Genomic DNA, 14,124 nt, shown 5'->3' with positions numbered 1-14,124 from the left:
AAGCACCCAAGCCGACCGCCATGCGCCAGCCAGCACCTACTCCTGCCATCACCGCCACCGCCAGTTTCCAGTCCCTGCAAGCGCATAGCGCCAGCCTGCGCGAAGTGCATCTGCGCCAGCTGTTCGCCGCCGACCCCGCGCGTTTCTCGACCATGACGGTCGATGCGGCAGGACTGTTGCTCGATTACTCGAAGAACAGAGTCGACGCCAGCGCCATGGCCCTGCTGATGGACCTGGCCCGCGAGCGCGGCGTGGAAGCGCAGCGCGAAGCGATGTTTACGGGCGAGAAAATCAATCTTACCGAACATCGGGCCGTTCTGCATACTGCCTTGCGCGCGCCACGCGGCACGAAGCTGGTGGTCGATGGCCAGGATATCGATGCCGACGTGCAAGATGTGCTGCAACGCGTGAAAGCGTTTACGGACAAGGTGCGCAATGGCAACTGGCTCGGCTACACGGGCAAACCGATTTGCGACATCGTCAACATCGGCATCGGCGGTTCGGACCTGGGTCCGAAAATGGCTTGCCTGGCCCTGCGCTCCTATGCCAACCCGGGTCTGGAAATGCACTTTGTTTCCAACGTCGACGGGCACGACATGGAAGCGACCCTGTCCAAAGTCGATCCGGAAACGACCTTGTTCATCGTGGCCTCGAAAACCTTCGTCACGGCCGAAACCATGCTCAACGCCAACACGGCGCGTGCCTGGTTCCTGCTCGAAGGCGAAGAAAAGGACCTGGCCCAACATTTTGTGGCCGTTTCGACCAACACGCAAGCCATCGTCGACTTCGGCATTTCGCCGGACAATATGTTCCCGTTCTGGGACTGGGTCGGTGGCCGCTATTCCGTCTGGTCTTCGATCGGCCTGGCCGTGGCCCTGTCCGTGGGTTTTGAATACTTCAGCGATTTCCTCGCCGGCGCGCATGCGATGGACCAGCACTTCCGCCAGGCGCCGCTGGAACAGAACATGCCCGTGGTGCTGGCCATGGTGGGCTTCTGGAACCGCCAGTTCCTCGATTGCGGTTCCGTTTCCATCGCGCCGTATCACCAGGACTTGAGCCGTTTTGCCGCCTATTTGCAACAACTGGACATGGAAAGCAACGGCAAGCGCGTCACCAAGGATGGCGTGCCCGTCGACGTACCGACCGGCCCCGTCATCTGGGGCGATTGCGGCACGAATGCACAGCACGCATATTTCCAGCTGCTGCACCAGGGCACCGACATCACACCCATCGATTTCATCGCTGCCCTGCGCGCCACGCACGATTTGCCCGGCCACCACGACGCCCTGCTGGCCAACTGCTTCGCCCAGTCGGAAGCCTTCATGACGGGCAAGACGGGCGAGGAAGTTCGTCTTGATCTGCAGTCGCAAGGCTTGCCGGAAAGCGAGATCGAAGCGCTGGTGCCGCACAAGACCTTCCCCGGCAACCGCCCCAGCAACACCATCTTGATGGACCAGCTGACCCCGACCACCCTGGGCGCCCTGATCGCGCTGTACGAACACAAGACCTTCGTGCAAGGCGTCTTGTGGAACGTCAACAGTTTCGACCAGTGGGGCGTGGAACTGGGCAAGGTGCTGGCGAAGAAAATCCAGGCCGAACTGACGGGCGAAGCCCGTCCCGACCACCACGACAGCTCGACCAATGGCTTGATTGCCTTGGCGAAAGCAGCAAAAGCCGCATATTAAAAAGAGATAGATGAATATTTACGAAATCAAGGTAGTCAGCGACAAAGCCATGCAAGTGGGTGAATGCCCGCTGTGGCATGGCAAGGAAGCGGCCCTGTACTGGGTCGACATCGATGGCCGCGCCGTGCACTGCTTGCACCCGGCCAGCGGCCAGCATGACCATTGGAACATGCCGACGGAACCGTCTGCGCTGGCCATCAACGCTGGCGGCGGCCTGATCGTGGCCTTGCGCAGTGGCTTCGCCCACCTCGACACGAAGACGGGCAGCCTGGCGGAAATCGCTGCGGCGCCGTTCGACATGGCCACCACGCGCTTCAACGATGGCAAGGTCGATCCCGCCGGCCGCTTCTGGGTGGGCACCATTTTCGAGCCGCGCAGCGCCGATGCAGCGGAAATGTTCGTGCTGGAAAAGGGACAGGTGCGCAAGGTCTGGTCCGGCGGCATGACGGTGTCGAACGGCCTGGGTTTCAGCCCCGACGGGCGCACCATGTACCACGCGGATACCACCACGCACCGCATCGACCGCTTTGATTTCGACGCAGCCACGGGAGCCATTTCCGCGCCGCAACCATTCCAACGCTTTTCCACCGATAAAAAAGCGGCGGACTACGGCGGACGCCCGGACGGCGCTGCCGTCGACAGCGAAGGCAATTACTGGTCGGCCATGTTTGAAGGTGGCAAGATTTTACGCTTCGCCCCCGATGGCCGCCTGCTGGGCGAAATTACCGTGCCCGTGCGCTGCCCCACCATGCTGACGTTTGGCGGCCCCGACCTGCGCACCCTGTACATCACCAGCGCCAGCCACAAGCGATCAAACGCCGAGCTTGCCAACTACCCTTTGAGCGGCCACGTGTTGTCCGTGCGCGTGGACGTGGAAGGCCAGCCGGAACACCTGTATCAGGCATAACCATTTTCAAGCATGAAAAAAGCGCCGGACCCTTGCGGGTACCGGCGCTTTTTGATATTCCACCGCGAAGATTAGCGTGCCAATACTTTGCGGATGGTCTCGGCCAGTTCCGCCGCCACAAACTTGGCCACATAACCATCGGCGCCCACGCCCTTGACGTGGTCTTCGTTGGTCGAGCCCGTCAGTGACGAGTGGATCACCACGGGGATGTTGGAGAAGCGGCCATCGTTCTTGATGTTGCGCGTGAGGGTGAAGCCATCCATTTCCGGCATTTCCAGGTCGGTCAGCACCAGCGCGACCTTGTCTTTCGCCGTCTTGCCTTCGGTCGCCGCCTGGGCCGAGATCGCCTGCAGGCGTTCCCACGCTTCCTTGCCCGTCTTCGTCATGATGAAGGGCACGCCCATCGCTTCGAGGCCCTTCTCGATCAGCGAACGGGCCAGCGAGGAATCGTCGGCCGCGAGGATCACGGCGCCGGCAGGCAAGCGCACTTGCGGGCCGATACTGTTCTTGTCCACGTCCGGGTCGCCCGACGGCAGCACGTCGCGCAGGATTTGCTCCACATCGAGCACTTGCGCCAGGCGCGTCTTGTCCGTGTCGCCATCGAGGCGCGCGATGCTGGTGACGAGGCCGCCACCGACGCTCGATTCGGCCGACAGCACCTGATTCCATTCCAGGCGCACGATTTCATCGACCTCTTCCACGGCAAACGCCTGTGTCGAGCGGGCAAATTCGGTCACCATCAGGATCTTCAAGCCGCTGCTCTTGCAACCGACGGCCATCGGCAAGTCGATCACGGGCACGATCTGGCCACGGATATTGACCACACCCAGCATGTGCGGGTGCGACCCGGCCACCGCCGTAATGACCGGCATCTCCATGATTTCACGGACCTTGAACACATTGATGCCGAACAGTTCGCGGCTGGTCGAGTGATCGCTGGTGCCCAGCTTGAACAGGAACAGTTCGAATTTGTTATTGCCTGTCAGGCTGGTGCGTTCATCGACATCTTGCTGCATTGAATTCATTGTGTCCCCTTGAGCCGTCTTGTAAAGTTAAGTCTGCCTACCCCTGATGCTGCGGGCAGTGCGGACTGCACGTCGCATGGACGTCGGATGGCGGGTTCGGGGCATGGCCGACGCTAGCAGTGCAGTGTATATCGTACAATTTCTTACAACCAATAGTTGCTATCGATTTCAGCTTGAATTATACGGTTTTTTACTTTCTTCAAAGCTACTTTACGCTGCCAACGGCGATCCTGACAGCATTTCTTGATTTGCTTGTTGCTACAGCGCAAATGATGATGGAGAGAATCGGAAATTTCCCTGGCAACCATGGTTGCTTTGAAAAGCCCTGTGCAAAGCGTGACAGCGTGCCCGCGCCAGCGAACGGCATATAATGACCCTGCCTGCGCCGCTGGCAAGTATAGCGGGCAAAACTGCGACGCCAGGAAATGGAATGTAGTAAAATTTCTTGCAATTGCCTGTTCTACGTAGTAAATTTACACCACCGAATATAGTAGCGACAGACTGGCACTTCCGGTCGGCCTCTTCCCCGCTCCGGCCCTTTTACTTTTGCGACGACACTCACTTATGGCACTTACCGATTTTGACCTGGTCCTGTTTGGCGGCAGCGGCGATTTAGCAATGCGCAAATTGCTGCCTGCAATGTATGCGCGCGACGTCGCGAACGATTTGCCGCCGACGGCGCGCATCATCTGTGTGGGCCGCCAGGACAGCGGCCAGGATGCCTTCCTGAAGATGGTCGAGACCAACTCGCGCCCCCACATCAAGGCCAGCACCCTGAATGCCGCCACCTGGAGCAAATTCTGCGCGCGCATCGTGTATGTGTCGCTCAACGCCAGCGATGCGGCCACCTACGCGCCGCTGGTCGAAGCGCTGCGCGGCGATGCCGAGCTGACGCGCGTGTACTACCTGGCCACGCCGCCACACCTGTTCGCGCTGATCTGCGACAACCTGGAAGAAAACGGCCTGGTGACGCCGAGCTCGCGCGTGGTGCTGGAAAAACCGCTGGGCCGCGACCTGGCCAGCGCCAAGCAGATCAATGCAGAAGTGGGCAAGGTCTTCCAGGAATCGCAGATCTACCGTATCGACCATTACCTGGGCAAGGAAACCGTGCAGAACTTGCTGGCTCTGCGTTTCGGCAACATTCTGTTCGAACCGCTGTGGCGCCGCGAATGGATTTCCGACGTGCAGATCACCATCGCCGAAAAACTGGGCGTGGGCAACCGCATGGGTTACTACGACACCTCGGGCGCGCTGCGCGACATGCTGCAAAACCATTTGCTGCAACTGCTGTGCATCGTCGCCATGGAACCGCCGACCTCGATCGCGCCGGACGCCGTGCGCGATGAAAAACTGCAAGTGCTGCGCTCGCTGAAAAAATTCACGCCCACCACCCTGGCGCAAAACATCGTGCGCGGCCAATACCGCGCCGGCCACGTCGACGGCGTCACCGTGCCGAGCTACCGCGACGAGCCGGATGCGCCCGAGCATTCGCGCACCGAGACCTTCGTCGCGCTGAAGGCGGAAATCGACACCTGGCGCTGGGCCGGCGTGCCGTTCTACCTGCGCACGGGCAAACGCATGGCTGACAGCCTGGCCGAGATCGTCGTGCGCTTCAAGCAGATTCCGCACTCGATCTTCAACCAGCCCACGTCCAGCTTCCAGCCGAACTGCCTGGTGATCCGTTTGCAGCCCGACGAAGGCTTGCGCATGAATTTGATGGCAAAAACCCCGGGCGACGGCATGCGCTTGAAGCCGGCGGAACTGGAACTCGATTTCCGCGAATCGTTCAAGACGCCGCGCATGGATGCCTACGAGCGTTTGCTGCTCGACGTCCTGCGCGGCCAGCTGACCCTGTTCATGCGCGGCGACGAACTGGAAGCGGCCTGGGAATGGGTCGAACCGATACTCGACAACTGGGAACAGAACGACAGCGCGCCGATTCCCTACACGGCCGGCACCTGGGGCCCGGCAGCGGCCAGCGCCCTGATCGGCCGCGATGGCTTGCAGTGGCGTGAAGAGGCTTTACCCGAGGATTAACAGGCAAGACCGGGGCCTGCCCATGCCTGGGCAGGCCAATCATCCATTTCACACTCCTGAACACCTAGCCAAAAGACTACCCTGATGCTGCTTGACTCCATCCGCACCCAGCTCGATTCGCTCTCCAAGTCGGAGAAGAAGGTCGCGCTGGCCGTGCTTGACCAGCCGAACCAGACGGTCAGCCAGAACATCACGGCGCTGGCGAAAAGCGCGCAGGTGTCGGAACCGACCGTGGTGCGCTTTTGCCGCACCCTGGGCTACGACGGCTGGCATGAATTCAAGCTGAAACTGGCGCAGGGCCTGGCCCTGGCCATGCCGGGCGCGAACGAGCAGCCGGCGCAGGACGACCTGGCGGCCGACCTGGTGAATAAAATCTGCAGCCGCTCGATCAACACCCTGCTCGACCTGCGCAACAACCTGAACCCGGAAGCGATCCAGCGCGCGCTCGACATCCTGTCGCGCGCCAGCAAGATCGAATTCTATGGCCAGGGCACGTCAGGCATCGTGGCGGCCGACGCGCAGCACAAGTTCTTCCGTTCGGGCGTGCCGACGGTGGCCTACAGCGACCCGAACATCCACAGCATCGCCGCAGCCCTGCTGCGCGGCGGCGACTGTTTGGTGGCGATCTCGCAGCGCGGCAACAGCCCTGCCCTGGTGCGCTCCGTGAAACTGGCGCGCCGCGGCGGTGCCGACGTCGTCGTGCTGGCTCCCTCGGGCACGCCGCTGGCCGACCTGGCCACCGTGCTGATCCCGATCGACCTGGTCTTCAACACCGATCCCTACACCCCGATTTCCGCCCGCCTGGCCTACCTGGTGGTGATCGACGTGCTGGCCGTGGGCCTGGCCCTGCAGCGCGGGCCTGAATTCCGCAAGAAGATGCAGAATGCACAGAAGGCCTTGCAGGAATTCGACATGCAGTTCGACTCCTTCATAGGTTAAGGCAATAAAGAGCACGGGCGGACTGGCCGGATTATGTACAATAGGCCGGCAAGCCCTTTCACTCTTTCCCGTGCAGCCATGAACCAACTCGAACAACTGAAGCAATTTACTACCGTGGTGGCCGACACCGGCGACTTCCAATCGATCCAGGCTTACACGCCGCGCGATGCGACGACAAATCCGTCGCTGATCCTGAAGGCCGTGCAAAAGGATGAATACAAGCCGCTGCTGGAAAAGGCCGTGCGCGACCATCCGAATGCCTCCACCGCCGAGATCATCGACCGCCTCTTGATCGCGTTTGGCGTGGAAATCCTGCAAACCATCCCTGGCCGCGTCTCCACCGAAGTCGATGCGCGCCTGTCGTTCGACACGCAAGGCACGGTGGCCAAGGGCCGCGACTTGATCGCCCTGTATTCGAACGCGGGCATTGCCCGCGAGCGCGTGCTGATCAAGATCGCCTCCACCTGGGAAGGCATCCGCGCCGCCGCCATCCTGGAAAAGGAAGGCATCCGCTGCAACATGACCCTGCTGTTCTCGCTGGCGCAGGCCATCGCCTGCGCCGAAGCGGGCGCGCAGCTCATTTCGCCCTTCGTCGGCCGCATCTACGACTGGTACAAGAAATCGACGGGTATCGATTACAAGGGCGCGGAAGACCCTGGCGTGCAATCGGTACGCCGCATCTACAATTACTACCGCAAGTTCGGCTACAAGACCGAGGTGATGGGCGCGAGCTTCCGCAACACCTCGCAAATCCTCGAACTGGCCGGCTGCGACCTGCTCACCATCAGTCCCGACCTGCTGCAAAAGCTGGCCGACAGCGATACGCCGGTGGAGCGCAAGCTGAGCGCCGAAGCGGCGCCATCGACCAACATCGTGCACATGTCGCTGAACGAAGAAGCGTTCCGCTTCATGATGAATGAAGACGCGATGGCGACGGAAAAACTGGCCGAAGGCATCCGCGCCTTCTGCGTCGATTCCGGCAAGCTGAAACAGATGATCTCGGCACTGCGCTAATCACGACGGGCGAAAAAAAGCGGCGCCGTGCAGTGCACGGACGCCGCTTTTTTCATGCCTGCGCGATCAGGAGCAACGGAACGTGGCCACGCCCTGGTAATTGGCGCCATTTGCCAGTGGCGTTTTGTAGGCGGCGATCAGCAGATAGCGGCCAGCGCCGCCGTCGCCCAGCATCAGCTGCGCGCCCGTGCCATTCGACAGATAACCGCCGGTGATGCTGCTCGACGCCGCCGATGCGATGGTGGTGGAAGCCGATACTTTGCCCGTGCTGCCGCCTGCGCTGGCATCGATGGCCAGTGCCACCTTGGCGCCGGAAGCATCAAAGGACAGGCTGGCATTGCCGCTGACGGTAGCAAAGTAAGCGGTCGACGAGACGCTGCTGCCGCCCGTATAGCTTGGCGCCGTGAATGTGCCCGCATCGCAGGTGAACGTGCCGGTCGCTGGCAGTGCGGCGAGCACGTTATAGGCGATGTAATGCGCACTGGCATTGTTGCCGCTCAACGTAGTGGCGCCAGAGCTATTGCTGAATGAGCCCTTGAACCAGCGTCCCTGCGCAAAGCTGGCGTCGCCGCTGATTTCACGCGTCACGGCCGGGTTGCCCGTCAGAACGATGCTGCCGATATTGCTCAAGGCGCCGGAAGCATCCTGTACCAGCAGGCTGGCCTTGCCACTGCTCTGCAAGCCGATCGACGTAAAGATGAAGCGGCTGTTGTCGCCATTGACGAAACGGGCGCTGACGCTGCCCGTGTTTTCGCCGGCGGCCGTCGGCGTGACAGGCACCACTGGCGGGGCAACAGGTGCCACGGGCGTCACGGGTGGATTCACGGCGACTACCGGGTCAGCTGGGGAAGAAGAGCCGCCACCGCCGCCGCAGGCGACAAGAGAGCCAGCGATGAGGGTCAGAACAAAAGCGTGATTCAGTTGCATACAATTCCTATAAAAAAGCAAGACATAAGGAATCCTTGGCAGTGCCAAAAATTCAACGTCCAATATTATGCAACATTTCTCAAGAGAATGATTGCCTTAAAGTAATTTATCAATACTAACAATGTGACTATAACGGGCGCGACTGTATCCTGGCGCCGCGCTGGCGGTAAAATACCTGGCTACAGGCCGCCAGCGACTACGCATGCATTCACATATCTCCATCCGCCTGGGCCGCCGCGCCCGCGCCCGCATCGCCAACATCAGCTTGCGCGCTTGACGTCGCCATCGTCCCTGCTGCCGCAGGTAGGCAGAAAGGCTTGATCCTGCACCAGCTCGATTGCTGGCTGTTCGGCGCCCGGCGCATGGCCGCTGCCACGTTTTCCGACCCGGTGGCCGCGCAGCGGCGATAGCGCACGCAACAACAGGATCTTCGTCTCGCCCTCGCCGCCTTCGTAGTCAGCCTGCCCAATGGCCAGGATCACGCGGCACGCATGCGCGACTGGCGCATGGGCGTGGCTGCAACAGTCAGCAAAACAGGCCGTTTTTTCGCTTACCTGTTGGTCAATTATCAGTGCATACTATGTCGCACAGGCAATTTAATTCCCCTCTGCGACAGGAGTCCGACCATGTACGCTCTCTCCCACCTTCGTATCGGCACGCGCCTGGCTGCAGGCTTCGCGCTGGTGCTGCTGTTATCTGTGATCTCCACCTCGTACGCACTGTACAGTGCCCGCGTGAATGCGGAAGCGACGCGGCAAATGATGGAAAAACCGCTGGCCAAGGAGCGCCTGGTTTCGGACTGGTATGTGCTGATCTACTCGGCCATCGCGCGCACCTCGATGATCGCCAAGAGCACGGATGAGACCCTGTCGAGCGTGTTTGCCGAGACCATCGCCGACAGCACCAAGCAGGGCAGCGAACTGCTGAAGAAGATCGAAGCACTGCTCGACAACGACGAAGAAAAGGCCATCTTCAAGGCCTCCATCGCCGAACGCGTCAAATACCAGGATGCCAAGACCTTGGTGATGAATGCGCGCAAGGGCGGCAACGCGGCGCAGGCGGAAAGCACCTACCGCGACAGCTTCGCGCCGGCCGCCACCGCCTACCAGAACAACGTCAAGGCCCTGCTGTCTCAGCAGCGCAAGGCCATCGACGCCACGGCGCAAGCCATCGAAGCGGCCAATGCACGCAGCTTCACCCTGCTGCTGACCTTGTGCGCGCTGGTGGTGGCGCTGGGCAGCGTCTGCGCCTGGCTGATCACGCGCTCGATCACGCAGCCATTGAAGGCCGCAGTCAAAGTGGCCGAAACGGTGGCCGATGGCGACTTGCGCACGCATTTCGGCACGGCGGCCAGCGATGAAATCGGCGACCTGATGCGCGCGCTGCACGGCATGAACGAGGCACTGCGCAAGGTAGTGTCGGAAGTGCAAACGGGCACCAACGCCATCGCCACGGCATCGGGCGAAATCGCCGCCGGCAACCAGGATTTGTCGGCGCGCACGGAGCAGCAAGCCAGTTCGCTGGAAGAGACGGCGTCGTCGATGGAAGAATTGACCAGCACCGTGAAGCAGAATGCGGACAATGCGCGCCAGGCCAATCAGATGGCGGTGGCCGCTTCGGGTGTGGCCGAACGGGGCGGCAGCATCGTCAGCCAGGTGGTCGACACCATGGGTGCCATCGACACGGCATCGACGAAAATCGTCGACATCATCGGCGTCATCGACGGCATCGCCTTCCAGACGAATATCCTGGCCTTGAACGCGGCCGTCGAAGCGGCGCGCGCCGGCGAACAGGGGCGCGGCTTTGCCGTCGTCGCCACGGAAGTACGCAGCCTGGCGCAGCGCTCGGCTGCGGCGGCGCGCGAAATCAAGACCCTGATCGGCGACTCGGTGGAACAGGTCAATAACGGCACGCGGCTGGTGCAGCAGGCCGGCAACACCATGGGCGAAGTGGTCGACAGCGTGCGCAGAGTCACCGACATCATGGCCGAAATCACTGCCGCCAGCGCCGAGCAAAGCCTGGGCATCGATCAGGTCAACCAGGCCATCGCGCAGATGGATCAGGTGACGCAGCAAAATGCGGCCCTGGTGGAAGAAGCGGCGGCAGCGGCCGAAAGCATGCAGGACCAGGCGGCGCGCCTGGCGCAAGTGGCGGCCGGCTTCCAGCTCGAACACGTGGCCACGGCAGCGCCGGTGCGTAGCGCGCGGCCGGCTGCCACCCAACTGGTCAAGCCGACAGCCAGGAGCGCAGCGGCCAGGCAGCCAGGCACTACGGCCAGGAGCGCGATTCCTGCACGCAAGCCCCAGGCGCAGGTGGCTGGCGAGCAGGACTGGGAAGAATTTTAAGGCGGGCAACAGGGCTGCTCAGAGGGTTTGACAGCGCCCTGGCGCGGGCGGATACTTGTTTCAGGTGGCATGGCGCACCACAGGCAACAATACGTGTGGCGCTTGACATCGTTCTGCGGGAGCACGAACATGAAATGTATCAGCGACATCAGAGAACAGCTGCGCCTGAGCTTGCTGTTCGCCTTGCTGCTGTGCGCAGCCCTTGCCGGTTGCGCCACGGCGCCCGCCACCCCACCACCGCCCGACCTGTTCAACGATGCCCGCTTCGCCGCGCCCACCGTGGCGGTCGACCCGCAGCAGGCGTTTGCCATGAGCGATGCCATGCGGCACTATGTGCGTGTCGATATCGCGCGCGAGGGGCGCGGCAAGAATCCCCGCCGCGCGCTCGCCGATGCCCTGCGCAACAGGGCGGGACTGCAGCTGGAATATGATGCCGACATGACGCGCACGGCGGCACAGGCGTTCGACGCGCGCAGCGGCAATTGCCTGTCCCTGGTGCTGATGACGGCCGCACTGGCCAAGGAAATGGGAATCGATGTGCACTACCAGGTGGTCCTGGGAGAGGAAAGCTGGAGCCGCAGCGGCGGCATGTATTTCGTCGCCGGCCACGTCAATCTCGCACTGGAACGCCGCCCCCTCAGCAATGCGGTCGGCTACGACGCCGATGCCGTCCTGCTCATCGATTTCCTGCCAGGCGAGGACCTCGCAGGGCAGCGCACGCTGCAAATCGGCGAGGCGACCATCCTGGCCATGTACCTCAACAATCGCGCCGCCGAAACCATGGCCAGCGGCGAGCTCGATCAAGCCTACTGGTATGCCCGCGCCGCCATCCTGCAAGACCCCACGTTTGCGGGCGCCTTCAATACCCTGGGCATCATCCAGCTGCGCCACGGCGACATCGAGCCGGCGCGACGCACGCTCGCCTACGCACTGGAACGCTCGCCATCGAACACCGTGCTGCTGTCCAATCTGGCGCAGGCACTCGACGGCCTGGGGCGTGCGAACGAAGCACAACTGCTGCGGCGCAAATTGCTGACCCTGCAGCCAGAGCCGCCCTTCCACTTTTTCAACCTGGGCCAGCGCGCCATGGAAATCGCCGACTACCAGGAAGCGGCACGCCTGTTCAAGCGCGAGATCGCGCGCGACCCCTACTACCATGAATTCCACTTCTGGCTGGCGCAGGCCTACGCGCGCATGGGCCAGCTGGCGCAGGCCGGACGCCAGCTGGAACTGGCGATGGACAACAGCACCACGCGCAGCGAGCACGGGCTGTATGCGGCCAAGCTGCTACGGCTGCGCGCCGCCGCGCATTAAGCGGCGTCAGTCTTCCAGGAACATCTGCTGCAGATCGTTCAAAAAGCGCAATCCCAGCTCCGTCGGGCGGATGATCTGGTGGTCGCGGTACAGCAAGCCTTTTGCTTCGGCCGCATTCAGCGGCTGCTCGATGGCGTTGATGGCCAGGCCGGTGCGTTCGGCGAACAGGTTGGGCGAAAAGCCCTGCGTCAGGCGCAGGGTATTGAGCATGAATTCAAAACCCATTTCCTCGCGTGCCAGTTCGCGCTCTTCCTGCACCGGGCTACCGGCCAGTACCGCATCCATGTAGGCGCGCGGCTGCTTGTAGCGGGCCTGACGCAGCACGCGGTGCGGGAACGAGATTTTTGAATGCGCGCCCGCGCCGATGCCCAGGTAATCGCCGAATTCCCAGTAATTGCGGTTGTGCTTTGCCTGGCGGCCCGGCTGCGCGTAGGCCGACACTTCGTAGCGGCCATAACCGGCCTGCGCCGCGCGCGCGGCCACCATGTCGGCGATGTCGGCGCTTTCGTCGTCGTCCGGCAGTACCGGCGGGTACTTGGCGAACAGGGTGTTCGGTTCCAGGGTCAGGTGGTACAGCGACAGGTGCGGCGGCGCGAACGACAGCGCCGTTTCCAGGTCCTGCTGCGCCTCGGCCAGGGTTTGCGTGGGCAGCGCGTACATCAGGTCGAGATTGAAATTGTCGAAGTTGGCGTGCGCGATGTCCACCGCGCGGCGCGCTTCATGGTCGTCATGGATGCGCCCCAGCGCCTGCAGATGGCGGCCATTGAAGCTCTGGATGCCGATCGACAGGCGGTTGATGCCGCTGGCCCGGTAGGACTTGAATTTTTCTGCTTCGAAGGTGCCCGGATTGGCTTCCATGGTGATTTCGCAATCAGGCTCCAGGGGCAGCAAGGTGCGCACGTCCGACATCAGGCGGTCCAGCCCCGCTGCCGTCATCAGGCTGGGCGTGCCGCCGCCGATGAAGATGGTGTGGATTTTGCGGCCCCAGATCAGCGGCAGCGCCATTTCCAGGTCCAGCCGCAGCGCCGCCAGGTATTCCTCTTCCGGAAAGCTGCCACGCACCTCGTGCGAATTGAAATCGCAATACGGGCATTTTTTCACGCACCACGGGAAATGGATGTACAGCGATAGCGGCGGCAGCGCCGTCAGGTTCAGCGCGCCCGGCTGCAGGTACTTCAGCGCCGCTCCCGCCGCGCCGGAAATGCCTTCCTGCGGCGCGGGCGAGGCTCCTGGCTTCGCTACAGATTTGGCAACGGCGCCCACCAGTTTGATCGGGATCATCGCAGGGTCCGCAGTTTGTCGACCAGCGCGCGCAGGGCCTGGCCCCGGTGCGACAGCGCGTTCTTTTCATCGGACGTCAGTTCGGCCGCGCACTTGCCCAGCGCAGGCAGGTAGAAATGCGGATCGTAGCCAAAACCGCCCTGGCCGCGCGGCAGGGCGATCATCTCGCCATTCCAGCGGCCGTCGGCGATCACCGGCTGCGGGTCGTCCGCATGGCGCACGTACACCAGCACGCAGTAGTAATACGCGGACTTGTCGGCATGCGTTTCCAGGTCGGCGATCAGCCTGGCGCTGTTGGCGGCATCCGATTTCGGTTCGCCCGCATAACGGGCCGAATACACGCCCGGCGCACCACCGAGCGCATTCACGCACACGCCCGAATCGTCGGCCAGCGCCGGCAAGCCCGTCAGGCGCGACGCATGGCGCGCCTTTTGCAAGGCGTTTTCCACGAAGGTATGGAACGGTTCGTCGCTTTCCGGCACGGCATACTCGCCCTGGGCGTGGACGGAAAAACCGATGCTCGAGAGCAGCTCGTTGAATTCCTTGAGCTTGCCGGCGTTGTTGGAGGCGAGGATGAGGCGTTGGGTCATGTCAGTAGTCCGGTTGAAGTGCCGACATTGTAAACCCTTTGCGCTCCCCTCACCTTGGCC

At 62.2% G+C, this 14,124-nt stretch carries 12 protein-coding genes; 7 read left to right on the top strand and 5 right to left on the bottom strand.

Features of this window, described 5'->3' with window-relative positions:
* Positions 1-20: 20 nt before the first annotated feature.
* Both pgi and CSZ94_RS02485 read left to right on the top strand, forming a co-directional pair.
* On the top strand, positions 21-1,685 hold the full coding sequence (gene pgi / locus CSZ94_RS02490; protein WP_102120051.1) for a glucose-6-phosphate isomerase: 1,665 nt from the start codon (positions 21-23) through the stop codon (positions 1,683-1,685).
* A 10-nt stretch (positions 1,686-1,695) separates the two neighbouring features.
* A complete protein-coding gene (locus tag CSZ94_RS02485) occupies positions 1,696-2,592 on the top strand; it encodes an SMP-30/gluconolactonase/LRE family protein (protein ID WP_102120050.1) in 897 nt (298 codons plus the stop codon).
* Between the two features lie 71 nt (positions 2,593-2,663).
* On the opposite strand, the gene CSZ94_RS02480 is transcribed toward CSZ94_RS02485, so the two are convergent.
* Complete coding sequence (locus CSZ94_RS02480; protein ID WP_102120049.1) at positions 2,664-3,617, bottom strand: chemotaxis protein; 954 nt, start codon at positions 3,615-3,617, stop codon at positions 2,664-2,666.
* Between the two features lie 564 nt (positions 3,618-4,181).
* Between CSZ94_RS02480 and zwf the strand changes: the two genes are divergently transcribed.
* From zwf to tal, 3 genes are all read left to right on the top strand, one after another.
* Positions 4,182-5,654 (top strand): glucose-6-phosphate dehydrogenase, encoded by a 1,473-nt coding sequence (gene zwf / locus CSZ94_RS02475; RefSeq protein WP_102120048.1) that lies wholly within the window; start codon positions 4,182-4,184, stop codon positions 5,652-5,654.
* A gap of 84 nt (positions 5,655-5,738) precedes the next feature.
* Positions 5,739-6,593 (top strand): SIS domain-containing protein, encoded by an 855-nt coding sequence (locus tag CSZ94_RS02470; protein ID WP_034750862.1) that lies wholly within the window; start codon positions 5,739-5,741, stop codon positions 6,591-6,593.
* A 78-nt stretch (positions 6,594-6,671) separates the two neighbouring features.
* Positions 6,672-7,607 carry a transaldolase gene (tal, locus tag CSZ94_RS02465; protein WP_102120047.1) on the top strand — a complete coding sequence of 312 codons (936 nt, stop codon included), beginning with the start codon at positions 6,672-6,674 and terminating at the stop codon, positions 7,605-7,607.
* Between the two features lie 66 nt (positions 7,608-7,673).
* On the opposite strand, the gene CSZ94_RS02460 is transcribed toward tal, so the two are convergent.
* A complete protein-coding gene (locus tag CSZ94_RS02460; protein ID WP_180977331.1) occupies positions 7,674-8,534 on the bottom strand; it encodes a hypothetical protein in 861 nt (286 codons plus the stop codon).
* A 260-nt stretch (positions 8,535-8,794) separates the two neighbouring features.
* Entirely contained in the window at positions 8,795-9,016 is a 222-nt protein-coding gene (locus CSZ94_RS27870) for a hypothetical protein (RefSeq protein ID WP_180977330.1), read from the bottom strand.
* Positions 9,017-9,160: 144 nt separating this feature from the next.
* Here CSZ94_RS27870 and CSZ94_RS02445 point away from each other — a divergent pair, with 144 nt between their 5' ends.
* Positions 9,161-10,879 carry a methyl-accepting chemotaxis protein gene (locus CSZ94_RS02445; RefSeq protein ID WP_102120045.1) on the top strand — a complete coding sequence of 573 codons (1,719 nt, stop codon included), beginning with the start codon at positions 9,161-9,163 and terminating at the stop codon, positions 10,877-10,879.
* A 129-nt stretch (positions 10,880-11,008) separates the two neighbouring features.
* Positions 11,009-12,193 carry a tetratricopeptide repeat protein gene (locus tag CSZ94_RS02440; RefSeq protein WP_102120044.1) on the top strand — a complete coding sequence of 395 codons (1,185 nt, stop codon included), beginning with the start codon at positions 11,009-11,011 and terminating at the stop codon, positions 12,191-12,193.
* A gap of 6 nt (positions 12,194-12,199) precedes the next feature.
* Here CSZ94_RS02440 and hemW read toward each other — a convergent pair whose 3' ends face one another.
* Together hemW and rdgB are read right to left on the bottom strand one after the other, a co-directional pair.
* Positions 12,200-13,474 (bottom strand): radical SAM family heme chaperone HemW, encoded by a 1,275-nt coding sequence (gene hemW, locus CSZ94_RS02435; protein WP_102120043.1) that lies wholly within the window; start codon positions 13,472-13,474, stop codon positions 12,200-12,202.
* Complete coding sequence (gene rdgB, locus CSZ94_RS02430; protein ID WP_102120042.1) at positions 13,471-14,064, bottom strand: RdgB/HAM1 family non-canonical purine NTP pyrophosphatase; 594 nt, start codon at positions 14,062-14,064, stop codon at positions 13,471-13,473. The genes hemW and rdgB overlap by 4 nt, the downstream gene beginning before the upstream one ends.
* Positions 14,065-14,124 lie beyond the last annotated feature (60 nt).

The organism is Janthinobacterium sp. ROICE36, assembly GCF_002869965.1.
Classification (GTDB): Bacteria; Pseudomonadota; Gammaproteobacteria; order Burkholderiales; family Burkholderiaceae_D; genus Janthinobacterium.
This window is presented reverse-complemented; position numbering and strand designations above follow the sequence as displayed.